Below are 26,612 nucleotides of genomic sequence, written 5' to 3' on the forward strand. Positions count from 1 at the left end.
TAAAGTTTCTCTTCTTGTTGATGAGCTGAATAACACCTACAACTTCGTTTCTATGATTTTTCATAGGAACAACAAGCATAGACTTCGTATGATAATTAGAAAGAACGTCGAAATTTCTGTTGAATTTATATTCCGAATCTTTCGGCAAATCGTAAACGTCTGGAATATTCAAAATTTTACCAGTCGCTGCAACGTAACCAGCAACGCTGGATTTATTAATCGGAAGTAAAAACTCTTCCGTATCAATATCCATAGAAGAAATTTTAAACCTAAGATTATGAACCAAACCTAGTTCGTCTTTTTCAACAAGATATAAAGAGCCCGAATCAGCGATCGCAATTTCCCTAGCGCTGAAAATAATTTCTCGAAGAAGTTTATTGATGTCTTTTTCGTCGGCAAGGCTGATACCGATCCGAGTCAGTTTCGAAATTTCATACTTAGTAGTATTTACTTTGTGTTGAAGATCAAACTGATCCGTTATCATTTGAAGTTGGGTAAAAGCATTCAAAAAGGTTTTATTAAAAACCAGATCAGAAGAAAATTCAGGTAAAATAGAAAAAATCAATTCCTCTTCAATTTTCAAATCTTCCGAATGAACGTAATCTAAATTTTCATTCAAAATAAAACGACTTAAGATTAGTGGATTTCTTTGAAATTGTTTATGAATTTCTTTTTGAGTCTTTTTGAGATCGGAAACGGTTAAATAAAAGATAATATTTAAAAACCCGCTAGAATTTCGAAACAGCTCAGACTGAAAAAATTCCTTAAAATCTAAAAATTCAACTTCTAAACGATTAGCAATCGGATCTAACCTTTTAATAATCGAACCTAGGTCGGTGACAATGTATTTAGGAAATTTCGGTTTCATTTACCAGGAATCAATGAAACCGTACAGGAAATATATGGGAAAGATAATTTTTTTCCTAACTTTGTAAAAAGGAAACGAAATCTATAACTTGAAATGCGAAAAGCTAAAATTTCCTCTCCGACTTAAAGCATATCACAAAACTTTCCTTAAATTTACTAAAACGATTGATAACGAGTATATCGCTTAAGGAAATTCTGAAACAGTTTATTATGTCAGCCAGTCGAAGAGTAAATCATTTAAAAAAGAGTTTAACGTTTAAGCCCTAAAACTTCTTGGATCATCTGATCAGAAGTAGTAATCGTTCTCGAGTTAGCTTGAAAACCTCTTTGAGTCACAATCATATCCGTAAACTGATCTGAAAGATCCACATTAGACATCTCTAAAAGTCCTGCGTTAATCTTACCTCTTCCTTGGACTCCCGCCTCACCGATGTTAGGTTCTCCAGAATTCATGGAATACGCAAACATTGTATCACCCGCTTTATCTAAACCGGCAGGGTTATTAAATACCGCTGTTGCGATCCTAGCAAGAGGTTGTCTTACTCCGTTCGAAAACACTCCCGTAATCGTTCCGGAATTATCGATCGAAAAAGATTCTAGATAACCCATCGTATAACCGTCTTGTTTGACAGCTTTTGTAGTAAAGTCGGAAGAGAATTGAGTGATTCCGTTCACCATTCCTGCTTCTCCTAAATTGAGATCAAAACTTTGAATTGCAGGATTTCCAGGAATCCGAAAGGAAACTTTTGCGTTCAACTTACCGCTGTTCATCGAATCTACACCGTCGGAAACGTATACTAGTTTTCCATCTGGAGTAAAACCAAATTCTAATTCAACGTTACCTGGAAGTTGAGTATTTTGTCCGCCGGTTCCAGAAACGTCAACGGAAAGTTGAGTCGAATCCGTCATATTTAATCTAGCCTTCCAAGTGTTATCACGAACCTTGTAAAATTCCATTTTGAATTCTCTTTGAATCCCTTGATCGTCAAATGTATTAATCGTGGTTACGTGACCCCTTCTCATTTTAGGATCTGGATCGTTGATCATTGCGGTGATTTCTTCCTGAGTCGCGTCAGGCGGAACCGCAGGAGCGGAAGAATTTAGATTGGATTTAAAATCTATCTGAGAAGTTGCTCTTGCAGGTTCTTTAGAATATACTGGAATTATAATATCTTCTATCGAAGCCGCCGAATTGATGTATTTATTCCCTTTGTCGTCCAGTCTAGAGTTCCAACCTTGAACCTTAAGACCGTTAGCAGGATTTACGTAGTAACCGTTCTTATCGAGGTTAAAAGCGCCGGCTCTCGTATAAAATTGTTTGTCTCCGTCTTTGACGATAAAAAATCCTTCGCCCGACACAGCAACATCCGTATTTTTGCCAGTGGTTTGAAGAGAACCTTGAGTCATGATCTTATCGATCGCGGCAATCAAAGAACCCAAACCCACTTGTTGAGGGTTTACACCTCCTATATTCTCTTTAGGCTCGGAAGCGCCTCTGAGCTCTTGAGAAATCATATCCTGAAACGTAACACGTTCGGTTTTAAAACCGTGAGTGTTTACGTTGGAGATGTTGTTTCCAATGACATCCATTCGGACCTGGTGATTCTTAAGTCCGGATACACCGGAATAGAGTGACCTCATCATAAAGTTGTTACCTCGATTATCTTATGTTTATTAGTATGAATTACTTTTATCTTTGCCCGGAAATTTCCAGTCGGAAGATTTTTCTTCGTCAACAGTTTTATCTTTTAACTCGGGAGCGTTATCCGAAATAGGAGCGACTTCTTTTTTTTCGACCTGTGTATTCGTTTTAGGTGCGTTAGTCGTTACCGAAGACGCGTCCGTTTTAGAAGTCCCGGTCATGCTCTGATTCTGCTGGACTTGACTTTGATTATAGGCGGCTTCTTGTTCTTTTAAAACAACAGGATCACTGATAAGAGTAATCTGTTCCACGTCGATGGACCTTCCGTTGACCCGAACAAAAGTTTTACCTTCTCCATCAAAGAACAGCGCTCCTGCGATTCCGGCAACGTTTTCGCCATTTACAAAATCAGGACCGGAAACGAGTTTTCCAACGAGAGAAAAACTCTGACGATTCCCCATCTTTTGAATTCCAGTGGAAATGTTGTTCATTTGTTCGAGAGAAGAGAACTGCGCCATCTGAGCAATAAAGTCCTGATCTTTAACAGGGTTCGTTGGATCTTGGGAAGAAAGCTGAGTAATGAGTAACTTCAGAAAATCGTCTTTGCCTAGAGATTTAACTGTAGAACGGATTTCGATTCCTTTGAGACCGTTTTTTTCTTCCTTCTCCAAATTTTCCATGTGGTTCCGGATATTAAAACTTCTGTCTCCTTCTAGATAACGATTTACGGTCGCTTGTTGGCTGATGCCCGTAGCTTCTGGCATGGTGTCTCCTATACTTTCAGATCGAGCAATTTCTCGGATTTCCCATCGGTTTTTTTGGAAAAATCATTAGGCTCAGAAAAATTTTCTTCGAGAGAAAGTTCATCTTCTTCGTAAAATGAATTTTTAAAATCGGAGTTCCAATCTTCTCCAAACGCAGCTTGGAAAGAATGAGAATCTTTGCCGTTTTTATCCGAGTCCGTGTTAAAAGAAAAAACCTCTTCCCTTTCTTTAACTTCAATTACAAGAGATTCAAGTTCAAGACCATTCGCTTTAAGATCCTGTTTTAAATTAGCAAGTTCGGCAACTAATTGTTGTTTGACGGTATCCGATTCCACCAAAAGTTTTCCGCGAACAACGTCTTTATCAGTAGAAATCGCAAGTGACATTTGGCCTAAGTCCTTTGGATTCATACGAATGCTCGCTTCGGTTCTTCCGTTTTCAAGGATTTGTACACGAGCGGAACGAATCAGATTTTGAAAATTCTGTTGAATGTCTTTTTTAGAAAGTACATTGGATTCTTTAGAGAGAAAGAATTCTTTGCCCAAACCCCCGCTTTCCCGTGAACTGTTTGCGGTAGTAGTTCCGACACCTTTTACAAGAGAAGAGTAAGAATCAGATCGAAAAGATTGTTCTTGTCCCGATTTTCCCGAAGAGTTTTCCGCAAATTGATTGAGAACAACGGCTTTAATTTCTTCTTTTGCAGTGGCCTTCAAGTTCGTGTAAGAATCTGTCTTTTTATCGCGGCTAATTTTCCATTTTTCCGAATCAAGTGCTAGTTCTTTAGAAATTTCGATTTTTGCTTCTTCAATATCTTTTTCTTTGAAAGAGTTAGGAAAACCCTTAACATTTTCTTTAAATTCTTTTTTATCTAGTTCATTAAAACGGAATGTATCGGTAGAATCGTTCGCTTCGAGCGATTCTATTTTTTCGTAAATTCCGTTTTCTTCTTTTGTAGACCGAGGTTTGATTTCCTTCGAACTTTCAAAAGAGATCAAAGATTCTTTTTCTATATCGATTAGGTTTTCTGATTCTTCTCTTAAAGAGACTTCGCTTAACAATTCAGCGCCCTCTTCCACTTCATTTGCAAAAAAGTTTTCGATCAATTCGCTTGTGGAAATCGATTCTGGAGCTTTTAAAGTTTCAGTTAAATTTGTTTTTATGATTTCAGATTGTAATTCGTCTAAAATCACGGATTCAATTTCAGGATCTACGATCTCGTTCGTTTTTGATTCCGATACCAAAAACCAAGGTAGAACGGTTTCGTTAGTTGCTTCTTCAATCTTCTCTTCTTCTTTTGCAGTCTCTTCTTCTATAGAATTTATAGACCTGGTCTTTTTTTCTTTTATGATTTCAGGATCTTCTTCTTCGGATTGTGGAGGTTCCGTTTGGGAAGACTTACTTTGAATTTCGGTCAGAGTTTCTTCTAATCCTTTTTGTGCAGATCCTTGCAAAATCTTCATCAGGTCAAGAAAGGAACCTTTACCTGTTATCTCACCCATCTTAGGAAAATTCCGTATGGATTGTTGTGGTTTAAATTCTGAAATGGATAAATCACCGGAAATATTCATACTGTACTCCGCAGTATTAAAATCGATCTTTCACAGAATTCCTTGACGGTTTTTTAGATAAAGACGGCTTTTATAATTCAATTTTTTAACAAAGCCATTTTAGAAGACTCCTACATATCAATATAAAAACGTAAAACTTCCTATTAAAGATGAACTGTGAATTTTGCGAAAATGTAAAAATTATCAAAATTTATGTCTAACCCTGAACTATCGGCTTTTTTGAAATAGTTCCTCACATTCTAACGTTGGAAACAAACTCATCCTAGTAATTTATATACTCTTCGTAGCAAAAATGCAATAGTTTGGGGTTAACACTCGTCATCTCTATTTCGCCTAACAGCCTTTAGCTTTTTTGCGACATAAATTGCATTTGGAACGAGTGATTTTCTATAAGAATCTATTCGAAACTGTTTTTGAAAATCAACGTGAGTTTGACGTAAAAAAATCTTGGCGAATAAAAAACTCAATGTCATGCCGATCCATAACAAGGCTTCCGCTTTAGTTTTATGCCAATCTAAATCCCGACCTGCAGAGCGAGCGATAACTTGAGTCGGGAAGTGTCAATTGAGTTCAGAGAGGTATCCGCTAAATTTTCAAACTCAGCAAAACACTCTCTCTATGGATCGTGTTTTAAATCGAAATATAATAAAAAGAAGTAGTTCCTACATTCATTTTTAAGACCAAGATCGTTTTTCCAAGTTCTTACCATAAAATCTAGATTTGTGTTAGTTCCCACAAATTAAGTCTCATTACAAAGTTCAAATATACACTTTGTATAATTAAAGTTCGTGTGAGTTCCCACATTTCCAAAACTTTATCGTAAAATGTAGATTTGTAAGAGTTCCCACATTTTATTTTTTTACGGAAAAAATCAGGTTTATCAAAACCAAACCCTTATCATCTAAAATAAACTCCCAAAGGTTTCAATTCTGCAGACAAAACAGGAATCGAAGTCGCCCAAGGCCCCAAACGAACAAACACGTTCCGTCTTGTAGCAATTGGAAATCCTTCTATATCTTGAAAGTGAGTCGTAAAATGTGCCCCCTTTGCCCAAGATCCGACAATATCGGCGGTGTAGTCGTTGCGAACCAGAAGTCCTTCAGAGTCAAAACGATAGGATTGTTTTTTACAATGAGTGTGAAGATACTGCGGAAACTCCGCTTCGATTTGAAAATCACCGTTCTCAAGTTCGAATTTTTGAACTGAGAATTCTTTTAGAATAAAAGGAACGCTTACATACTGAGTAGTCGCATAACCAAAAAAATACGAAACATCCAAAGGATTCCAAAGTTTATATTTCTTCAAACCTCTAAAACTATCTCTATAGTTAGGAAGTTCTAATTCAGAAGGGTTCTCTTGTGCATTAAAAATGCCTACTTTACCATTTTTGAATATTATTTTTTTTCCAGGATTTGGGTAATCCAAAAACTCGGTTATAAATTCTTTAGGAAAAACCCTTACTTTGCCGTGTTTGTTAAAAGTTTTACCAAGTCCCTTTAGAAAAGGAAGTGGACCACTTAAACTTTGAAAATAAAATTCTACAAAATACAAACGATTCCATAGTTCCCATCCACCGTATCGATTGACGATTTTTTCAAAAGGATCCATATAAAAAAACGAATTTTCTTCCTGAAACCCATTCTTTACTTCAAAAATAAATTCTTGAAGCTCTTTTTGTGATTTTTAAATTAGAATTGTTGAAAAATTAGTTCTCCTTCTGTTTCAGAGAAACAGTCGATTGAAGCAATTTTATTGATCTGAGCTATGGAATTTTTCAAAAACTCTATTAAAATTCTTATATAAAATCAAGAGGGAAATTTTGAAATTCATTTAAAAAATGACCTACCCTTTGATATATAAGACGATCTTTAAATTCTAATATACGAATCTTAAATTAAAACTGAAGCTTACTGAATTAAAAAATCAAGATCAAATAACCTGTCTTTCCACAGGTTATTTGATAAAAAGATCTTATTTAGTAACCACACTCCTCTACGGCTTGACAGTTAGAATAAGTGGAATAACAAAAGTTCGAATTGGGACAAGAATATGGAAGCGCTGCATTATTACATCCTAAAGCAGCTCCGGCAGTATTACAAGTTAGACTACCTGCTGCAAATACAGTAACAGTCGTAGCTCTTGACAAAGTAATAGTAGAAGCATTTGATTTCATTTTTGCAGAGAAGGTAATAGCGAATGGAGCAAGTGCTGCAGTTGTAGTACCGGTCACTTTACCTGTTGATGAATTAAATGTAAGACCTCTAGCTAAATTTAGAGCATAAATTTCACTGAACCCACATTTCTGATTTTTTATCAGCGTCTCATGATTGATATTGCCTGCGGAAAGTTGAAATCCAAATGGTTTAATTGCAGTTCCAATCTGTATATTCACAGAAGCAGGGGCGGTCATCGTAACTCCACTTGGACAAGGTGGAGTGGAAATCTCTTGAAGCAATAGCAAATCCATAATCGAATTTCCGGTGATACTACCTTCATCCTTTTTTTCATCTTCACAAGAAGCAAAAACAAGATTGAACAATAATAAAATTAATATTATTTTTTTCATTTGTTAAACCCTAATTAGTTATAATTTTCAACATTTTGATAACACAATAAGAAGGTAAGTCCTTGAATTGAGTTTTCAAAATTAAATAGCAGAGCTCACTAACGGTTTTTATAGAATTCTATATATCAGTATTTTATAATTTACACCTTAAACTTATATTTAAGAGCTTAACTTCGAAAAATTTTGTTCGCATTTTTTTTAGGATTAATTGCCTATACAATCATTCCATTTTGAATTTGAACCCAAATTTCCGCAATCAAGTAGATTTAGAGTCGTAAATACTGACAAAGTATCAGTCAGCGCATCTTTTAGAAATAAGTGATTTTTGTAAATAAATAAAATCACATTTATGAAAAAGAATAATTTTTTATGAAAAAAATTATTATAATTTCTAAAACGAACTTGTTTTTTACAAAATATTAAATTCTCACAAAAAATATTGAAATGCTGCTCTACTTATTTATGGAAAAACTTTTAAAAATTCAGGCGGATCCTAAAATTTTCTATAAAACTAAAGTTAGAAGTCTATTCTAACTTTTTGACACGCTTATCTTCGTATTAAAGTTTATCTGCTACTAACAAGAAATTATTCTTCAACAAATACATGAAATTGTCAGACTTGCTAAGAGTTATTTGCAAACTCTAAAATCTTTAAAAAACTACATTAGAATTGTTGAAAAATGAATCGCCATCTGTTTCTGTTTTATGGAAACGGTTCATTGACGAAGTTTTGTTAATCGCCACTATCGAATTTTTCAACAACTCTATTGAGCTTAGAAGATTTTACTTTTTTTCAATATCTTACTTATCGCTCAGGACGAAACAACTATATCCTCTCTAAAAACATAGTTTTAAGAATAAATTACAAGATATTCCTATTTTATAAAGGAGTCAGCAAAACTACTGAATACGATAGAATCACAATCTACTATAACACGAGTTAAAAGAATCACCTCCTTTTTCAAAATCAAACCCAAAGTTTATTTCAATCAATAGCAAAAGATCTTAGATTTTCAAAAACGCTTTTTTCTTGCAGGGGTAAGACAGATGATTTGAGTTGTTCATTAAAGAGTTATGAGGAAAAATTAAGAATGAAAATACTTAAATGGATTTTGGGAATCATCGGAACATTAGCTCTATTTTTAGTCGTCACCTTTTATGCTGAAACTCCTAAATATGAATACAAATCCGTTCCATTACATTCCGACTTTGATAGTTATTATCGAGAAAAACTTCAGATCAGTAGATTGAAAAAAGTAAGACCCAATAACGAAGAAAAATTAGTGAGATATTCTACGGATAAAACCAATCTATCAATCCTTTATATCCACGGTTTCGGAGCTTCTCGCGCAGAAGGAGAAGAAGTTACGGATCAACTCGCAAAAGATCTCAAAGCAAATCTTTACTATGTTCGCCTTCCAGGTCACGGAACCAATTTAGAAGATCATAGAGATACTACTTTTGAAGAAATTTTACAAGACTCCGAAACGGCTTTTTTAGAATCCGAAAAACTAGGTAACAAAACAATTTTAATCGGAACTAGTATGGGCGGTTTGATTTCCACATACTTAGCAGCCAAATATCCGGAAAAAGTTCAGGCTTTAATTCTTGTTTCCCCATTTTACGATTTTACAAATCCCTTTAGTGTCATTTATCAATTTTCTTGGGGTAAAGATTTTGCTCATTTAGTAATGGGAAAAATTCGTAAATCTACAGAAGAAGAAAAACGAAATCCAGCCAGCGCCTTCTGGTATAGAGATCAATATCTCGCGGCAGTTCAAAATTTATCGGACCTAAGAGAATTTGTTTTGGGAACTGCCCCGTTCTCTAAAATTTCCTCTCCTATTCTATTGTTTTACTATTACAAAAACGAAAAAAATCAAGATGTGTCCGCCTCCACCTCATCTATGTTAAACGCATTCAAAAAAGTGAATGAAAACGGAAAGGCAAGTCCATTGAATAAAGCGGTAAAAGTAGAATTGGGAAATCACGTATTATTTTCCAAATACATGAAAAGCGATAAGGATCTGATTTTAAAAGAAGCAAAAACTTTTATCCGAAATGTGTTTTCTTTAAATTAAGAATTTGTCACAATAATTCCTATAAAATAAGAATACCTTAAATTTTTGCTACAAAACCTATTTTAACGTAAGTTCAACGTAAAAAATCAGGACGAATCCGGCTTGGCCCAGGCAGCCGGACGACGGGATCAGCTCGGCCAATAAATTCTTACAGGAAATAGGATACAACAATCGTTTTTAGTTTCAATTTATTATAGAATACGATCTGTTGAGCGCTCATAGAAACGAAAAACGCTGAAGTTATTTCGAACGACCTGCAGAGGGGCGGCGGCGCGTTTGAAAGAATGACTTCTACATCGATCCCTTTCATGTTATTTTACCACAAACATTGAGGATTCTTGTCTAATAGCTCTGAGCAAAAGATATTTTCTAATTTGGAAAGGATTGACTATTTTTCGATTAAAAACGTCGGACCCTTGAACGTATCAAAAACGAATTCCTGCGCAATTACCATAAAAATCAACATTGAACTTTTTTTAACAAACTGGAGTTTTCAATTCGGCGCAAGACGACATTATCCATTCGATTTTAAAGAAAAAGAAACGGAATAAAATCGGTTTTTTCAGACACCTAAATTACTATAAAATGAATTTTTAATGAGATTAATACCCGCCAAACAACGATTTTATGCAAGAACTTGATTGGGCGATTATTCTTTTAAAATTTATAGAGTTCGTTCTCTATAAAATATTTGTAAAACGTATTTTGACCTGCCCTCATTAATTCAATAAGGGCAGATCGAATTGTTTATTTTTTCCGTTTTTTAGCAGCCGTTTTTTTCCGAACTACTTTTTTCTTAGCCTTAGCTTTTGGTTTCATTTTAGCTTTTTTAGCGGAAGATTTTTTCTTAGCCGCCTTCTTTTTTGCAGGACTCTTCTTTTTAGCGATGACTTTTTTCTTAGCCGCTTTTTTAGGCGCTGCCTTTTTCTTAACAGGAGTAGTTGCAGCATCGTTCAACGATTTTTCAGCAAATACCAAAGCGTCTTCAGCCAAGTTAAGCCAGTCTTGTTCAAATTCTGCCGGAATCTGAAGCCAATCTTTCATGGCTTTATTATTACCGGAAGGATCAAAAAGTTTTGCCCCAGGATAACGGGAAATGATCTCGGCGATCGTTTCCGCTCCGAGTTTGAGCACTAAACTTCCTTCGAAAAAAGTGGCAAAAGGTTTCCCTTCTAAGTTTAAAGAATTTAAACCGAACCACTTTCCGGAAGTAACTTCGTTGTGTTTGGATTGAAAGTTATCAGAAAAGGTTTCAAAAAGAAATAGTGACATGCGCCAAGAAGAATCCTTTTCGGTCAGTTTTCAAGAAATAAATCTTTCTTATCAATCTAACCAGAGATTTACGATACTGGCTCCGTAAATTTTAGGAAAGGTCCGAACCATCGACCGGTAAACTAAAATGACTTCTCCATCGGAACCCAAATCCCAAAGAGATCCCCGTAAAAAAACGTTCATCCCATGAGTGGCCCCGGACTTAAAAATCCTTCCAGCAAGTGCGTATTTAAGCCAGGCCTCTCCTTCCGAAATTCTATGGACATCTTCCAGGCGAATATCGGTCGGATTTTTTGATCCGTTATAACCTTTCCAAACCTCGGACATAGCCCCATCCGGAGCCACATAAGAAGGTACAACTATGAAATTCACATTCTGTTTTTTGAATATTTTGTAAACTTCGGGATACCAAGAATCTGCGCAGACCAAAACCCCCACCCTCCCCGCCGGACTTTGAATGATCTTTAGATTTTTGAGAGTGGAAGCCTCTACAAAAGATTTTTCATCTTCTATTGGATAAATTTTTTCAGGAGAATTTTCTGCCACTCGACCATCCGGTAAAAAAACGTAAGAACCGTTTTTTAAGGCCCCATTTCTAATTTGAATTTTACCTTCTAAAATATGAGGTTCTGGAAGAAGAATCGATCCCGCTACGATCGTTATCCCCCATTTTTTTGCCATATCCGAAAACGTATTTGAATAAATAGATAACATCTTTTCCGCTTTCATTCTAAAAAGTGCGTCTCTGATTTTATCCTTTCCTTGTGCCTTGAGAAAATTATGAATAAAACTTACAGGGTTACTCAAAATTAGGGTTCGCATCGAATCTTCAAGTTTGTCCGATTCGATTACGGAAGTTTTTTCTCCTGCGATCACAAGCCAAGTTCCTAAATATTCCGGAAATACCACGATCGTTTTCGAATTGATATATCCTTTCTTATTTGCTTCTTCAAGATAAGATTGAATTTTTTTCGAAAAATTAATTTCATTCGAATAATCGATAGGGTCCATCCAGGGTTGAATCCCGAGAAGGTTTCCTTTTTTTAGATCTTTTCCAAAACTCTCTACCCTTTTCAATTTAGAATCCGGAGTAGTCTGTTCCCTAGTAGAACGATCCGTATAGGACCAAATTCCGTAAAATACTAAGATCAAAAATAGGAAATAGAATAGATAATTTCTTTTAACAAATATCTGGCTTAACATTTATAAAATCTTAGTTTCAATTTAACACGAGTTTGGCGAATAATTCATTTCTATAAACGACATTCAGCGCAGTAGTTCCTACTTTTTCAAGTTTTTACTGTTACAACCAAAACTCGCAAGAGTTCCTACATTTACAGTTTTAAAGTGAGTTCGTTTCATTTTTCTGAAAAAACTTAGAATCTGATCTTTATAAATTAATTCCTAAAATGTGGGAACTACCACAAACCACGATTTTACGAACAAATTCTAAAATTGTAGGAACTCATACTTTTAGAAAATCCGTTCTCGTTTTCTTACACCGAACTCACGTAATTTTAAAGTTTTTGTGAGAGTTCCTACATTCTAAGTTTTTTAAAACAGATCTTTTATTACCAAACTTCTGGTAAGAGTTCCCACATTTTTATCTTTTACAAAAAAATGAAGTCCCCAAAGGATAAGTAAGAATTTAGCGATTACTCAGTTCTATAAAAATAAAGTACCTCAAACTCTGAGTTACACAAGGGATCTGCCCCCAAATTTATAGGGGCCTAATCTGTGGTTAATAAAAACCGACCTTTGTTTTTGAATCTAAAATAACAGTATTTTTTGCTCTTATCAGTTCCAATTTTCTTATCAAAATTTGTCCAAACAAAGGTAAATCTTTAACTAAAAAAATCGAATTCTATTATAAAAGGCATCGAATTATAACTCAAAAGATTTACAGAACAAAATCGTATATCCTTCCATGGATTCCTTAAGATTGGTTGTATCCGGGAGAATAAGCTAAAAATGAATATTTCAGAAAATCAAATTCGAAGTTTGAACGAATCTTTTGACATAGTCAATTTGGATAGAATTAAATTCGCAGAATTATTTTTTATCTATCTCAAAGAAAATTATCCAAAATACGAAAACATATTTTCCAAAATTCAACTGGAAGACGTTAAACATTTTATGAATTCTGCTCGAAACATTTCCCTTTCCGGTTTTCAATACTCACAATTAGAAAGAGCAATCCAAAATTTCGGCGTGGAATGTATTAAAATTTGCAACCAAGTCGAAGAAATTCCCATTCTTGAAAAAGCCTGGTTATTTGCCTTGGAAGAATGGCTCGGTCCGTGGTATTCCAGCGAAGTAGAAGAAAGCTGGCAAGAAGTATTCAAAATGATTCATACTCCCTCTGAAAGCGCCCTGCAAGTAAGCTTTTAATACATTCATATATTAGAGTTGTTGAAAAATGAATTTTCCATCTCTGTTTTCGTTTCATGGAAACGATCGATTGAAGTAGTTTCGTTGATCTGACTATGAAATTTTTCAACAACTTTATTCAATTAGGAACTGCCATATTTTACCAAAGATTCAAAAATAATTCATTCTAAGGTTTTGGGGCTAACTTCAACTTCTATAGAATGATTTTTTAATGTAATTATTACATTAATTTTAAATAATATTTGGTTTTAGGGAAATTAAAACTTATATAAGATTAGAATCCATCTTTAAAAATACTTTATCTTTGATTAAAATACAGAATTCTAATCTATTTTTGAGTAGCTTGTAGACTAAATTGATATTTAGAAAAACCGCCGAGTATTTTCTCGGCGGCCATAGAAAGTTATTTAAAATTAATTGTATACTTAGTGGTATAACTTTCTTTTACTTTTCCTTCTCCAATGGTCCCGGTAACTTCCACAGTCTCTTCAACCGACAAAGTAGCCTTATCTATATCGTTCAGGTTTGATGCTGCATACTTCCCATTACTGACTTTAAAAGTAAGATCTATTTTAGGATAAAGAACACCGTTGACTGAATAAGAATCTGAATACATTTTTTCAGTACTATTCTGCGTATATTTAAATGAACCGGAATTCGGATCTAAACTATCTATATCAAGAATGGCTTCTACTATGCCGTCTCTTGAAATTTCTCCGTTAAATGTAGTGACCTCGGAACTTCCTCCCTTTTCCGCCGAAGGAGCACTTTCTTTACAATTTTGAAAGGTAAGTTTTGAACCGGTATATTCTAAAGTAAATACTCCATTAGCGCCTTGTCCCTGGGTCATATTTCCTAATGACATTTTCATACTTCCACCTAAAGTACAATCCTTAGTTTGATCTGAAGCTACTGAAAAAGGAGATACTTTTCCGTTAGAATAAGCTCCTTGTTGCCCTGGATTGTTATTACTTCCCCTGAGCATACTTAAAGCTGCATATACTCCGGAAGCGTCGGGCTGTTGAGACTGAATCGCCGCTAACAAAAGTAAATTGGTAGTTGAATCGTCATCCTTTTTGCTGTCGCAGTTTGCAAAGAACAAAGTTAAAAGCAGTGCAACTGCTATTTTTTTATGAAACATAATTGAATCCTCCCAAGTTGATTCAATTAAGCCAACGAACCCCAGATTTTTTTGTGCCACAAAAAAATTTTAAAATAAAATTTAAATTCTAAGAACCAATGTTTATATGGGTTCAACCGTCTTTACCAATCTTTGATTCCCGAATTCTGTCTTCTTTTGTTTTCTTTACGGTTTTGAAGCACATGCTTTCTCTCAAAACAAACCTTTTTTTTAATTCAGTTTCAATTCTTCTTCAAAACTATGGAAATTTTGCAACATGATTCCATTTTTTAAAAAAGAATTAAAAATCGGATCTTACTCTTTTATACATACAAACTTTAAAAAAAGATTGCACGTATTTACAATCCTAAGTTTCGTTCATAGTAAAATTTTTCTCAACATACTATTTAGTATTTTATAATATTTAAATACTACTTTATATCATATAAAACACTGTTACAAAATAGAGTTGTTGAAAAATTAATTCTCAATCTGTGTATGTTTTTATGGAAACGGTAATTAAAACAGTTTTGTTAATCGTCGCTATGGAATTTTTCAACAAATCTAATATACAAATAAAGTCTCTTATTGATACTATATAACAAGAGCCACCGTTTTATGTTCGAATTTAAATTAAAGTTCATTAGAATTGTTGAAAAGATCGCAAATCTGCGACTAACAAAACGACTTTATCAATTCGTTTTAATGGAAAAACGAAAGAATACCAATTTTTCAACAAATCTATTATATTAAATTTATCTTAAATTCTCATTTAAACACAAAATTTAAATGTTTTTCTGAGCAACTATTCGGACACACATGAAGAAAATACTAAAAATTAATTTCGATTTTACAAAAACATAGGGATTCTCACAAATGGAATAACGTGAGTTCGGCGTAAAAAAATGAGAAAGAATTTTTCAAAAGTATGAGTCCCAACATTCTTAGAATTGGCTCGTAAAATCGCGATCGGAGGCAGTCCCCACAAATTAAGTCACATTATAAATTCTTAAACATTTACTTTTTGTATAAGTTTCCACATTTTAGGAATTGATCCAAAAAGTTCAGACCCAAACTTTTTTTAGAAAAGTGAATCATGACCGAACTCACGTTTATTATGTAATTCTAAGTAACGTGAATTCGGTCTAAGGAGAGATTAAAAGTTGTAAATTGTCTTTAGATCTCAAATTCAAAGACGGTTTTTTTGGAAAGAATGAAAATGCAACTAAACCACTTAAAAGATTAACAGCCCAATTGCAAAAACTCCGATGTATAGTATGTTGAATTTGGCAGATATTTTTAAGTTCATCGTTAACCGATTCAATGATAGCTCTTTTTCTTAGAAGAATTTTATCAACCAAGGGCATTAATTTATTTTTCATATTCTTTTTAAGTTTTGTAATGAGTTGAATTCCCTTTTCATAAAGACTTTCAAATAGAGATTGACTGATGTATCCTCTATCTCCGAAAAGTTTATCGTAAATCTTTTTAACAAGTGGGAAAATCACTTTCGAGTTTCTGTCGTCGACGTTTCCAGGAGTGACCATAAATGATAATATTTCACCTTGATCATTTACGATTAAATGTAATTTAAAGCCGTAAAACCAGCCTGTGCTTGATTTCCCTCGTTGTGCAATGTTTTTAAATACTTTATGAGAATGGATTCTTCTGTTGTCGCATACTTTGAGAATTGTAGAATCAATGAACGATATTCCGGAACATTTTCCCATACAAGTGTTGGATAGAAAGGAAGCTATAACAGCTAACACGTTAGGCATCAGTTCAACGAAACGATTGTAACTTACCGCTTTTGGGAATTCGGATTTCAGATTCTTTTTTATTTCTATCAAATAAAAATTTTTAAATTCTCTATAATGAGAAAGATGAAAATAAACTACGATTGTTGCTACCTCACTCAGGCTGAGCTGAAATTTACGATTTCTTTTTCCTGCCACGGGACTCAATATTTTCCCGTTCCAATTTATTTTTTGTTGTGTACAATAATCGTCTATTGCACAAAATATTGATGTCAGATCCATATTGAACTCCTTTTTGCTGAAAGTTTGGTTCAATATGGATCTGGCGCTTTTGAGTACAAGATCTTTCTCTTTTTTCCCACCTTACGCCGAACTCACGTTAAGTAAGATATATTAGAGTTATTATAAAATTAATTCTCATCTGTTTTATAAAAACGGTCGATTGAAATAGTTTTGTTAATCTGAATTAACGCGAAAGGGATCGTGTTGAACTCAGCATCTCGCTTCTATAATCACTCGACAGATCGCGTTCCAAATTGAAATCTACGGTGGTAAGTCGTATTACGTTTCTTTTATACAATTTATTGACCAGAGCAGAGAATCCGGTCCGGCTGCCTGTGGCAAGCCTGATTCGCCTGATTTTTTACATCGAACTCAACAACTTCTATTTTTTTAAAACTAATCAGACAAACCATTCTTTAAAAATCAAATCGATTCTATTCAGAATGAATGATTCTTTCTCAGAAGAAAACCGGGCTTGTTTCAAATCCAAAACTAAGTTCTTCAATTCGTTTTGAATTTGAGAATCTAATTTTCTAAAATCAGGAACCCAAAGAGAATTTAAATCTCCAGGCTCGGCTTTCCAAAGACCTCTCGCGTATTCTCTTCTTCTAGTTTCTAAATCCTTTTTAGAAACCGAAGAGATTAGATATGCGTAAAGAGGATCTACCCATTCTTCCATATTTGCAGCTGGGTTAAATCCATGAAAACAAGTTAGGTGAACTACGTTACTGAAATTTCTGACAATTCTAATTTCGGTTCTATGAAAACTAGAAGCAAGAATAGGACAAGGGGATTTAGATTCTTGAGTATACCAATTTTTTCTTCTCGAAGGTAGAAATCTCTGATGAACTCCTCTTGTAATTCCAAATTGTAGATGGTTTTGCAAAGCAAGAGAATCCTTCAAATCGAATTCAAGTTTGACGTCTAACAACCATACTTTAGCGCCCTTTTGACTCAATTCTTCCCAATCAGAATGTAAGAATATTCTATTTCTTGCATATTGAGATTTTGGAATACAAGTCTTAAAATGTTTTTCGGGAATTCCGGAAGTTTCCACCATTTCTTTTGTAAATAGAAAAAAGTCGTTGTCTCCTGTCGCAATCCCTCGGGTAAATTTCCCAAACTCAGCCAACGGTACAAAATGACCTAATTTTTCTTTTTCAAAATCGGACTTTTTATCGCTCTGATACGTTTTCTTTTCAAGTCGATGAAAAATGGGACTCCACTTTGCCTCTGGATCTGGAAAAGAAATCCAATCCGTTTGGATAGATTCTACGGAACAGAGAGGAAGTTCAGATTCTTCAGAAAAAAATCCGGGTTTAAGTCTCGTCCAATAAAATCCAGACTTTTTTTCTTTTTTAGAATTTTCAAATAATAGAATACAAGAACTCGTAATTGCTTCGTCAAAAAGGATGTCCTGAGGAGAAAATAAAAACAAAGAATGTAACAATCCAGATTCTTGCAAAACGGATTTGATAAAAACTCCATAACCGGAATTGAAAAAATCTTGAGGCACAAGAAAAGCGGCCCGGCCTCCTACATGAATTAGATTCAAACATTTTAATAAAAAGAAAACGTAAAGATTTGCAGTCCCAGGAAGTTTTTTATCCGATTTTCCTTCAAATTGTTGAATTAACTCTTTTGAATAATTTTTATCATTAATTTTTCGATACGGAGGGTTACATAAAATAACATCAAATTTTTGATTTTCTTCCTGTAATAAAAAATCTCGATCGTAAAAACTAAGTATACTAGAATCGGAAATTCTATTTTCCAATACAGAGCGGCTGGAACTTAAACATTGTATGTCCAAATCAAAACCAACCCATTCAGCGTTGAGATTTGGAAGTCTATTCAGCACACTTTCGAAAAAAACTCCGTTCCCGATTGCTGGATCCAGGATACGTTTTAAACCTTCTGAAGAAGTAATTCGTTCTGCACCCAAAACCCAATCTACTAGGAAATGTGCGACTCTTTCAGGTGTAAAAAACTGTCCTAGAAATTTATTTTTTCGATTTACCTCTTGAGACATCTATACCGTATATTTCCAATCATTCATTCGTAACTTCGAACAAAATCATATTTTTTTATGCTTCTATATCTGAAAACCTATAACAGTCAAAGACAAAAGTTTCAGAACCTAACAACCAGTAAATTATTTAACTAAACTTAGCGTTGTTATACGACTTACCAGTATACTATCCATTGAACATTTCTAAATTAGAAATCTTTTTAAACGGACATGAGGATAATGATGTATACATCTATCTTATTGAAAATTTTTATAAACAGACTTTAAATTAAATCCGCTTCAGTTATTATTTTTTAAATTTCTAAAAATGTTGATTCGTTAAGATTTAAAAAAGGAAGTTATTTTTGAAACAAATATCTTTCTTTTGTTATTTTAAAATTTACGTTTTATTTTTTTTATTCTTAAATACTTTATAATCGATAGATTTTATTTACCGTTTTTTGATTACCTTACTACTTAGTAGTATAAATAGTATACCGATTTAGAATAGAAGAATGTTTGAACAGCATCTAACATAGTTTCATTGGAGCCCAAGATTTTTTTGGTAGTAGTTTTGTCTTTAAATGATCCCAGACAAACTTATCTGGATTTAAGTCAGGAGAATATCCTGGAAAAAAATAAAACTCTAATTTACCATTGAAAAGTTTTAAACATTCTTTTACTTTGTGAACGGGTAACCATCCAAAATTAAAAAGACTTTCTTTCTTTTATATTTCCATACAGTCTCTTAATCATTCTACTAACTTAGTCCCATAAACTTTCCAGTGTAAGTTTGATACCAAAATGTGCCATAAATATTTATGGCCGAGATTGCATTTACTTTATTGCGTATTCCAACATCTTTTAAAATTACTTTCCCTAAATTTTTCCAACCGTAGAATCTGAACGAATTCCAGTCTCATCAATAAAATTGATCCCTGCCCCATTCTACTCAATCTTTTACAAATAAAAGGATACGTTACTTTTATACATTCTTTGATTCCTTGCAGACTCCTTTGAAGGCTAATTTTAATGGTTTTTGAAGAATTATATTCAGACTATATAATATAGATCCACAAATATTTATCACAAAAGTCTGCTTAAATGCAAAATGCACCGTGCTATATAATTTTTCAGCACGATCCATAATTCCACTGACCAAAAAGATATCGACCAAATTACAAAAGAGTTTCAAATAAATATTATTAAAATATAATATTTATTTGAATATAAAAACAAATGTTTTTATGAGAAGTTACCTAAGTATTAAATTAAAGTAATTCTTTTTTTGGATTTTTTCATAAAATGCTATCTTCTTTGAAATTTGCACAATAAGATTCCCACACAAAATAACCAAGAGGCTCGAATATGAAATTAAAGCGAAATATTGTCCGAAAAAAATCGATTGAAGCTGAGATAGGAAGGATTCTTGTATGTTGCTTTTTTCTGTTTTCTCTAAATTGTTTACCGGACAGACATTCTCCTTCGAATAACAATTTGTTGTTATCTCTTCTTTTCTCGGAGGATCATATTAACGTAGGATATAGAAGTACAAGTGCCGAAAGAATGGGATCGACAAAATACGATACTGCAAACGACGGCGAATTGGGTGTAAAAATTTTAAATTACAATCTTAGTATGCCTTCGACCAAATACTTCACTACAAAACATTGGGGCCAAGAAGAAAGGGCAAAACTGCTGTTAAATTCGCAACACATTCAGCAACAGGACGTAATTGTTCTTGAGGGTGTTGTAAATGAAAATTCTCAGAAAATACTTTCTGATGGACTTCGATATCAATATCCATATCAAACGAGTGTACTCGGAGCAGGTAGGGAAAATTGGAACAACACTTTAGGGGGAGACTTTTTTGGGACTTCTTGGCTTAGGGATAACGGGGGGATTATGATTTTAAGCAAATGGCCTATTGAAGAAAAAATCCAATATATCTATGAAAATGGTATGGGTAGGCCTTATTTTCCACAACCCGTCCAAGGTTTTCTTTACGTTAAACTTAACAAACACGGACAGCTAATTCATGTTATAGGGGCCCATGTGATTTCAGGAAATTCTTCTACGCTCAGTCACTTACCAGCAAAAGATATTAGAAAAACTCAATACAGTGAGATCAAAAATTTCATCAATATGAAAGATATTTCGAAAAACGAGATGGTCTTTATTGTCGGCAATTTTGGTACAGAAAAAGGAAGCAATGAGTATAAAGAAATGCTTTCTATACTTAGGGTAAACGAACCTCATTATGTAGGAATTTCAAAAATTTGGGATCCTAAAAAAAATCCATTCGCCGCTTACTTTCAACAAATAGGTAGTTATCAGAAACTTAATTATCCAAATTATGTGTTCGTTTCAAGCGACCATTCGCAACCACCAGTCTGGCAAAATTTAGCATATGATCCAACTTCAAAAAAATATTGGAAAACCAAGGCATACCAAAGCGACGAATATTCTGATTACTATCCGGTTTACGGATTCGTATATGCCGACTCCCTTACTCCAACGTTTTCCGCACACAAGAAAAAATACGATCGAGTTTCATTAGAAGCAATCGTAACCAATAAAAAAATTCAAGCCGATCCTAAAAATCGGTATGGATGGCTCAAGGTAAATACAACGGAAGAAACACCCTACACAACATTCAATTTATATCAAGAAGGCGCAGAGCCGAACTGCATCCAATCGGGGCGCATACGAATTGAAGTTTCCGAAGAATTGAATTATTTCTGGAATTATTGGCTCAAAGGAGGAGCTGGTAACTACGCTTATTACACAAATTGGAATGTAAGTTCTGATTTACTAGAAGTAATAAACCTGGATAAAAACTCGTGTTTGGAAGATGGAATCCAAATCGCATTTAAAGATTATGATATTATTACACAAGGATATTATATTCTTACAAATTGGATGGGTGGGAGCTGGGGAGAATATATTTTTTTATGGAAAGATTACATAGGTCCAATGGAATCTTTTTATCTCCGATTGGATAAAACACCTGCTCAGAATTGGAAAAAAGATCTAATATATCGTTAGTTTTTTTCGTTTTAAATGGAGGCTCAGATCGTGTCTAGCCTCCTACAAAACTTGGTTTCGTTCATTCTCACCAAACTATCAGTGTCATTCGGTCAAAATTTACTGCAAAAGATCTACAGTAATAGATTCCGGATTTTGATTTTGGTATAATTTCATCAATAGACGTACTAATTCTTTCTTTTCGCTTTCTGTAAAACCTCGATATAAATTTCCCAAAAGAGATCTAGAAATTCCAAGTAAAACAGGGCGAACAGATTCCGCCTTAGGAGTAAGTTCCAAATGAATGATCCTTTGATCTTCCGAATCTTTTGTTCTAGCTACAAGCCCTAACACTTCCAATTTATCCACAAGAGCGGTTAACGTGGATTTGTCTCGATTGATCATCTTAGCAATATCCTGCATCTGCGCCTTGTTTTTTTTTACGAGCGCAAACAGAATATCCGCATGGGAGGTCGTTAACGGACTTAAATTTTTTTCCTTTAACTCCTGATTGAGATGTTTGTGAAATTCGTCTCGGATTCTCGAGATCAAATAAATGACCATTCTAGGACTCATATTTTACCTAATTTTAAATTTATTTTTCAATCAGGCAAATTGATACAGATAGATAACCTCTCCTACCGCAGCTGCTTTTGTCGAACCTTCGGTTTCAAAAGTCATCTTCAGAGTCATTCTAGCCGTACCTCTTAGGTCCTTCAGCTCGATCAACTCCGCTTTCAGTCTCAATTTGCTTCCTACTTTTACGGGTTCTAAAAACCTAAGTTTTTCCATTCCGTAATTTATCCCCATCTTAATATTCTTTAATTCTAATATTTGAGATAAAAGATAAGGCGCCATAGATAAGGTAAGATAACCGTGAGCAATCGTTCCTCCAAAAGGAGATTCTTTTGCCGCTCTATCCGGATCCGTATGAATCCACTGATGATCCAGGGTTGCTTCTGCAAATTTGTTCACTTGCTCCTGAGTCACAGTGTGATAATCGGAAACTCCGATCTCCTTTCCGGTATACGCTTCCAATTCCGCAAAACTGGACAATACTACCTTAGCCATGTTTTTTTCTCCTTTACTCCGTTTTGTTTTTTAATTTTTCCGTAAGATGTTCAAAAATTTCAGATTCTAAAATGGATAAATCAATATTGTCCTGAAGTCCCAATGCTTTTCCGGAATAGATTGCTTTCCAAACGACTTCCCCTTTATCCACTTCAATCGCTTTTATGGTAACTTCTAAAACCGAATTTCCAGAGGCGGTTCCATAGTCCGTAATTTCAGTAAAAACCGCCACATCACCATCGAGCTGTTTGGCGATCTGAATTCCTTTTTCTTCGTTAAACAAATTTTCAGATTCGATTTCGGAACGATATAGTTTCTCCAACTTATATTTTTCCTGAATCTTACCGCCATATCCAAGAATGGCTAGTTCTAACTTTTCATAACTTCTAGATTCAAAAAATTTCTTTTGTTCTACATTTTGACTTTTTAACAACCAAGCGGATCGAATTCGAACCGGAAATACTACGTGACGAACTTTTTTTTCAGGAACAAAACCTTTCCGAACAAATACGTTTCCCAAAATAGAATATTGAGGAGAACATTGAACAAATATAAAAAAGAATATAGTTAGAACGTAAAATAGACTTTGGGACGTGAGAATTCTCTTCCCGGAAAAATAAAGTGGGATACGATACAATTCGTTTTCTCTTTTCAAATTCATTACTACCAGTTGCCAGATCAATCATTTGTCCATCTGTTTTTTATCAAACAAATTGATAGAGATCGGCGCCTCGATTCTAAATTCCAATTTAGGATATTTCAGTTTTGACTCAGTTTCATTTTTGCCGAGAAAGTTTTTAGAATCGTTTTGAAAAAAATTCTCTACTTTGTTTTCGAAATATGACAAGATAAAATCCGATCAATTTCAGTTGAGTTTCATTTTAAAAAAATAGAACGACCCGAAAATCGAAATCAGTTCCGTTTGAATTTCAGGTTGACAGGTTATCTACAAACGAGAGTCTAATCGGTGCTGTGGATCTGGTTCTAATAATAGCATGTGGTAAACAAAATGCCAGCCTATACGATTCAATGAATAACGCTCCCGAACATCTTGGTCCTCTACTGATTCAATTCTTACTCGGAGTTGGTTTCTCCGCTCTGATTCTTACCCTCGCCATACTCATAGGTCCTAAGAAAAAATCCAAACCTCAGGACACTTTCGAATGTGGAGTGCAGTATTACGGAGACGCGAGAGGACTTTTCAACATCAAGTTCTACTTAGTCGCGGTTCTTTTTATTTTGTTCGATATCGAAGCGGTTTTTCTGTTTCCCTACGCGGTCAATTTGATCGGATTTAAAAACGCTGGTCTTGGTTTTTTTCTATTCTTCGAGATGTTTGTGTTTGTTTTAACCTTGGTAGTAGGTTTATACTATATCTGGAAGAAAGGAGCGCTGGAATGGGACTGAGCGATTTGAGTAAAACCCCGGGTCAAGCGCTGGGGGATATGGTTCAACTTGGAAACGTGGAATCCGTAATCCAATGGGGAAGAAGTTATTCTCTTTGGCCTTATCCTTTTGCTACCGCCTGTTGTGGTATCGAATATATGAGTACTGCCTGTTCCGATTACGATATCGCTCGTTTTGGTGCGGAAAGACCTTCGTTTTCTCCTCGTCAGGCGGATATGATTCTCGTTTTGGGAACCATCACCTACAAAATGGCTCCAGTTTTAAGACAGATCTATGATCAAATGGCGGAACCTAAATTTGTAATCAGCGTAGGCGCCTGCGCTTCCTCTGGAGGAATGTTTCATACTTACGGTGTGTTACAAGGAGTAGATCGAATTCTACCCGTGGACGTATATGTTCCAGGATGTCCTCCCAGACCCGAAGCGATTTTAGACGCGCTTTTAAAATTGCAGACTAAATTAAAAACCCAGGGCTTGGAAGCAAGACGCCAAGAAGTAATGCAAAAGATCCAGGAACTCAACGAAAGAAATAAGCCCCTGGTTGTACGATGAAAGAAAAAGTAGAAAGTTTCCTTAAAGAAAAATTCCCTCATTTTTTAGATTCTCAGGAAGAAATAGTCTCCAACGTTCCCGTTTTTTATCTTAAGGCAGAAGGAGTCGTCCCGGTAATTCTAGCCCTTAAAAACGATCCAACACTTTATTATAATTTTCTAAATGACCTAACCGCGGTAGACTGGCTTGGTAAAAAAGAACCTCGTTTTGAAGTGAACTATCTACTTCGTTCTGCAAACAAATCTTCAAGTAAAATCCGGATCAAGATCCGCCTGGAAGACGGAGAATCGGTTCCAAGTATTACCTCCGTATTTAAAGGAGCAGACTGGCCAGAAAGAGAAGTATATGATCTTTTTGGAATTCATTTTATTGGTCATCCCAATCTGGATCGAATTTTAATGCCCGATAATTTCCAAGGACATCCTTTGCGAAAAGATTTCCCCTTGGAAGGATTTGGTCAAGATTATCTGATCGAGGATCTTTTACACATTCACGTAAACGAAGACATTACAAAAGAAGGAGGGAAGAAATAATATGATGTACGAAAAAACCGCAGAACACTTCGAACAAAAATATAAAAATCTTCCCGAAGGTCATTTACTCGTTAACTTGGGGCCTTCTCATCCAGCCACACATGGAATTTTACAAAACGTAATCCAAATCGACGGAGAAAGAATTGTAGAAGCGGAATCCGTGATAGGATACGTTCATCGTTGTTTTGAAAAATTAGGAGAACGTTATACTTATAATCAATTCTTAGTCTGCACAGATCGAATGAATTACGTTTCCACTCCTCTCAACAACATAGGCTGGATTTTGGCAGTTGAAAAAATGATGCAGGTAGAAGTTCCAGATCGTGTAACGTATGTTAGAATGATCATCTCCGAACTTTCAAGGATCATAGATCATATCATCTGCACCGGAATTTTAGGTGTGGATCTAGGTGCATTTTCTGGAATGTTACATCTATTTCATCATAGAGAAAACATCTATCAGATCATCGAAAAACTAACAGGTGCTAGACTTACCACTACGTTTTGTAGAATCGGAGGTCTCGAAAAAGATATTTATCCCGACTTTGTCAAAGAAGTAAAATTAGTCTGCAAAGGTTTAAAACCTGCAATTGAAGAATTCAATAGCCTTCTATTAAAAAATAAAATTTTTCTAGGGCGCACAGAAGGGATCGGAGGAATTTCCGCCGAAAACGCAATTGCCTACGGTTATACCGGCCCCAATTTACGCGCTGCGGGAGTGGACTGGGACGTTCGTAAAGATGAACCTTACTTATTTTATGACAGAGTAGATTTTGACGTTCCGATCGGAGAAGACGGAAGTGTATTACACCGCAGCCTTGTCAGAATGGAAGAAATGCGTCAATCAATCCGAATCATCGAACAACTCGTAGACGGAATTCCAAGCGGACCTTGGCACGCGGATCTTCCACACGCGTATTTACCGGAAAAGAACAAAGTCTACAACAACATGGAAGAATTGATCTATCATTTTAAGATCATTATGCACGGTGTCAAAGTTCCTCCTGGAGAATACTATATGGCAACGGAAGCCGCCAACGGAGAACTTGGATTTTATATCGTATCCGAAGGCGAAAAATCTCCTTGGAGGGTACACGTTAGACGACCTTGTTTTTGGTATTATCAATCTTTTGCAGAATTAGTCCGCGGCGGACTTTTAGCGGATTCGGTCGCGACCATGAGTTCTTTGAACGTGATTGCGGGGGAGTTAGATTGCTGATGAGTTACAAGTTCAGCGAGACTTCCGAAAAAAGATTTCAAAAAATGTTAGAGGCGTTTCCAGATAAACGTTCTCTTATATTACCCTGTCTTTATATTTTACAAAGAGAAAACGGATTTGTAGATCAAGACGGAATGGCTTATATCGCCGAACGTTTAGGAGATCCTATTTCTCTGGCGCAAGTTTACGGAGTCGCCACGTTTTATACTCTCTACAATAAAAAGCCTGTCGGTAAATATCATATTCAAATCTGCGGGACTTCTAGTTGTTATCTACGAGGAAACGACGGAATCGAAAAACATATTTGTAAACGCCTGGGAATTCATACCGGACAAACTACTTCCGACCAAAAGTTCACCTTAGAAGAAGTAGAATGTTTAGGCGCTTGCGGTTACGCTCCTATGGTACAAATCAACGACGATTTTTACGAACATCTGACTCCCGAAAAAGTGGATCAGATTTTAGACAATCTGAACTGACAAA

The 26,612-nt window shown here is 35.0% G+C and carries 21 protein-coding genes and 2 pseudogenes (1 of these 23 only partly in view); 8 read left to right on the top strand and 15 right to left on the bottom strand.

The window, feature by feature from the left end; genetic code table 11:
• The 6 genes and pseudogenes from LEP1GSC059_RS13165 to LEP1GSC059_RS13190 all read right to left on the bottom strand — a co-directional run.
• A pseudogene (locus LEP1GSC059_RS13165) lies at nucleotides 1-868 on the bottom strand (HD domain-containing phosphohydrolase) (it extends 1,116 nt beyond the left edge of the window).
• Nucleotides 869-1,116: 248 nt separating this feature from the next.
• Entirely contained in the window at nucleotides 1,117-2,511 is a 1,395-nt protein-coding gene (gene flgE, locus LEP1GSC059_RS13170; RefSeq protein WP_036057573.1) for a flagellar hook protein FlgE, read from the bottom strand.
• 30 nt (nucleotides 2,512-2,541) lie between these two features.
• Nucleotides 2,542-3,273 (bottom strand): flagellar hook capping FlgD N-terminal domain-containing protein, encoded by a 732-nt coding sequence (locus LEP1GSC059_RS13175; protein WP_020980928.1) that lies wholly within the window; start codon nucleotides 3,271-3,273, stop codon nucleotides 2,542-2,544.
• An 8-nt stretch (nucleotides 3,274-3,281) separates the two neighbouring features.
• On the bottom strand, nucleotides 3,282-4,841 hold the full coding sequence (locus LEP1GSC059_RS13180; RefSeq protein WP_017213607.1) for a flagellar hook-length control protein FliK: 1,560 nt from the start codon (nucleotides 4,839-4,841) through the stop codon (nucleotides 3,282-3,284).
• An 897-nt stretch (nucleotides 4,842-5,738) separates the two neighbouring features.
• Nucleotides 5,739-6,449, bottom strand: coding sequence for a hypothetical protein (locus tag LEP1GSC059_RS13185; protein ID WP_020980915.1), 711 nt, complete (start codon nucleotides 6,447-6,449; stop codon nucleotides 5,739-5,741).
• A gap of 367 nt (nucleotides 6,450-6,816) precedes the next feature.
• Entirely contained in the window at nucleotides 6,817-7,407 is a 591-nt protein-coding gene (locus LEP1GSC059_RS13190; protein WP_017213608.1) for a hypothetical protein, read from the bottom strand.
• Nucleotides 7,408-8,498: 1,091 nt separating this feature from the next.
• Here LEP1GSC059_RS13190 and LEP1GSC059_RS13195 point away from each other — a divergent pair.
• The gene (locus tag LEP1GSC059_RS13195) at nucleotides 8,499-9,488 is read left to right on the top strand and encodes an alpha/beta hydrolase (protein ID WP_017213609.1); all 990 of its coding nucleotides are present in this window, start codon (nucleotides 8,499-8,501) and stop codon (nucleotides 9,486-9,488) included.
• Nucleotides 9,489-10,235: 747 nt separating this feature from the next.
• Here LEP1GSC059_RS13195 and LEP1GSC059_RS13200 read toward each other — a convergent pair.
• Both LEP1GSC059_RS13200 and LEP1GSC059_RS13205 read right to left on the bottom strand, forming a co-directional pair.
• Nucleotides 10,236-10,760, bottom strand: a complete 525-nt coding sequence (locus LEP1GSC059_RS13200; protein WP_002176283.1) for a hypothetical protein — start codon at nucleotides 10,758-10,760, stop codon at nucleotides 10,236-10,238.
• Between the two features lie 51 nt (nucleotides 10,761-10,811).
• Nucleotides 10,812-11,951, bottom strand: coding sequence for a nitrilase-related carbon-nitrogen hydrolase (locus tag LEP1GSC059_RS13205; protein WP_036057606.1), 1,140 nt, complete (start codon nucleotides 11,949-11,951; stop codon nucleotides 10,812-10,814).
• A gap of 780 nt (nucleotides 11,952-12,731) precedes the next feature.
• Between LEP1GSC059_RS13205 and LEP1GSC059_RS13210 the strand changes: the two genes are divergently transcribed.
• The gene (locus LEP1GSC059_RS13210) at nucleotides 12,732-13,151 is read left to right on the top strand and encodes a globin (RefSeq protein ID WP_017213612.1); all 420 of its coding nucleotides are present in this window, start codon (nucleotides 12,732-12,734) and stop codon (nucleotides 13,149-13,151) included.
• 403 nt (nucleotides 13,152-13,554) lie between these two features.
• Here LEP1GSC059_RS13210 and srpC read toward each other — a convergent pair whose 3' ends face one another.
• The 4 genes and pseudogenes from srpC to LEP1GSC059_RS22115 all read right to left on the bottom strand — a co-directional run.
• Complete coding sequence (gene srpC / locus LEP1GSC059_RS13215) at nucleotides 13,555-14,352, bottom strand: sigma factor SigX-regulated lipoprotein SrpC (protein WP_201028173.1); 798 nt, start codon at nucleotides 14,350-14,352, stop codon at nucleotides 13,555-13,557.
• A 1,064-nt stretch (nucleotides 14,353-15,416) separates the two neighbouring features.
• Entirely contained in the window at nucleotides 15,417-16,310 is an 894-nt protein-coding gene (locus tag LEP1GSC059_RS13220; RefSeq protein ID WP_017213615.1) for an IS982 family transposase, read from the bottom strand.
• 400 nt (nucleotides 16,311-16,710) lie between these two features.
• Nucleotides 16,711-18,342 carry an HsdM family class I SAM-dependent methyltransferase gene (locus tag LEP1GSC059_RS13225; RefSeq protein ID WP_017213616.1) on the bottom strand — a complete coding sequence of 544 codons (1,632 nt, stop codon included), beginning with the start codon at nucleotides 18,340-18,342 and terminating at the stop codon, nucleotides 16,711-16,713.
• Between the two features lie 509 nt (nucleotides 18,343-18,851).
• Nucleotides 18,852-18,959, bottom strand: a pseudogene (locus LEP1GSC059_RS22115) (transposase); the annotation flags it as partial.
• Between the two features lie 730 nt (nucleotides 18,960-19,689).
• On the opposite strand from LEP1GSC059_RS22115, the gene sph reads away from it, so the two are divergent.
• Nucleotides 19,690-21,369 (top strand): sphingomyelin phosphodiesterase, encoded by a 1,680-nt coding sequence (sph, locus tag LEP1GSC059_RS13230; protein WP_020980921.1) that lies wholly within the window; start codon nucleotides 19,690-19,692, stop codon nucleotides 21,367-21,369.
• Between the two features lie 99 nt (nucleotides 21,370-21,468).
• Here the strand turns inward: sph and LEP1GSC059_RS13235 are convergent, their stop codons facing one another.
• Genes LEP1GSC059_RS13235 through LEP1GSC059_RS13245 form a run of 3 tightly spaced genes read right to left on the bottom strand, consistent with a single transcriptional unit; the run spans nucleotide 21,469 to nucleotide 23,080 of the window.
• Nucleotides 21,469-21,924, bottom strand: coding sequence for a MarR family winged helix-turn-helix transcriptional regulator (locus tag LEP1GSC059_RS13235; RefSeq protein ID WP_002176275.1), 456 nt, complete (start codon nucleotides 21,922-21,924; stop codon nucleotides 21,469-21,471).
• A gap of 30 nt (nucleotides 21,925-21,954) precedes the next feature.
• On the bottom strand, nucleotides 21,955-22,419 hold the full coding sequence (locus LEP1GSC059_RS13240) for a MaoC family dehydratase (protein ID WP_002176397.1): 465 nt from the start codon (nucleotides 22,417-22,419) through the stop codon (nucleotides 21,955-21,957).
• Between the two features lie 13 nt (nucleotides 22,420-22,432).
• Nucleotides 22,433-23,080 carry a hypothetical protein gene (locus tag LEP1GSC059_RS13245; RefSeq protein WP_002176269.1) on the bottom strand — a complete coding sequence of 216 codons (648 nt, stop codon included), beginning with the start codon at nucleotides 23,078-23,080 and terminating at the stop codon, nucleotides 22,433-22,435.
• A 368-nt stretch (nucleotides 23,081-23,448) separates the two neighbouring features.
• On the opposite strand from LEP1GSC059_RS13245, the gene LEP1GSC059_RS13250 reads away from it, so the two are divergent.
• From LEP1GSC059_RS13250 to nuoE, 5 genes are read left to right on the top strand one after another with little or no spacing between them, the layout of a single operon-like run.
• Nucleotides 23,449-23,826 (top strand): NADH-quinone oxidoreductase subunit A, encoded by a 378-nt coding sequence (locus LEP1GSC059_RS13250; RefSeq protein WP_001057833.1) that lies wholly within the window; start codon nucleotides 23,449-23,451, stop codon nucleotides 23,824-23,826.
• A complete protein-coding gene (locus LEP1GSC059_RS13255) occupies nucleotides 23,817-24,377 on the top strand; it encodes an NADH-quinone oxidoreductase subunit B (RefSeq protein WP_000524416.1) in 561 nt (186 codons plus the stop codon). Before LEP1GSC059_RS13250 ends, LEP1GSC059_RS13255 begins: the two co-directional genes overlap by 10 nt.
• Nucleotides 24,374-24,910, top strand: coding sequence for an NADH-quinone oxidoreductase subunit C (locus tag LEP1GSC059_RS13260; RefSeq protein WP_017213618.1), 537 nt, complete (start codon nucleotides 24,374-24,376; stop codon nucleotides 24,908-24,910). Before LEP1GSC059_RS13255 ends, LEP1GSC059_RS13260 begins: the two co-directional genes overlap by 4 nt.
• 1 nt (nucleotide 24,911) lies before the next feature.
• On the top strand, nucleotides 24,912-26,129 hold the full coding sequence (locus LEP1GSC059_RS13265; protein WP_002176399.1) for an NADH-quinone oxidoreductase subunit D: 1,218 nt from the start codon (nucleotides 24,912-24,914) through the stop codon (nucleotides 26,127-26,129).
• Nucleotides 26,129-26,608 (top strand): NADH-quinone oxidoreductase subunit NuoE, encoded by a 480-nt coding sequence (nuoE, locus tag LEP1GSC059_RS13270; protein WP_002176284.1) that lies wholly within the window; start codon nucleotides 26,129-26,131, stop codon nucleotides 26,606-26,608. The genes LEP1GSC059_RS13265 and nuoE overlap by 1 nt, the downstream gene beginning before the upstream one ends.
• The last annotated feature ends 4 nt before the right edge of the window (nucleotides 26,609-26,612 follow it).

The sequence above is a fragment of the Leptospira noguchii serovar Panama str. CZ214 genome (assembly GCF_000306255.2).
In the GTDB taxonomy this organism is placed as follows: Bacteria; Spirochaetota; Leptospiria; order Leptospirales; family Leptospiraceae; genus Leptospira; species Leptospira noguchii.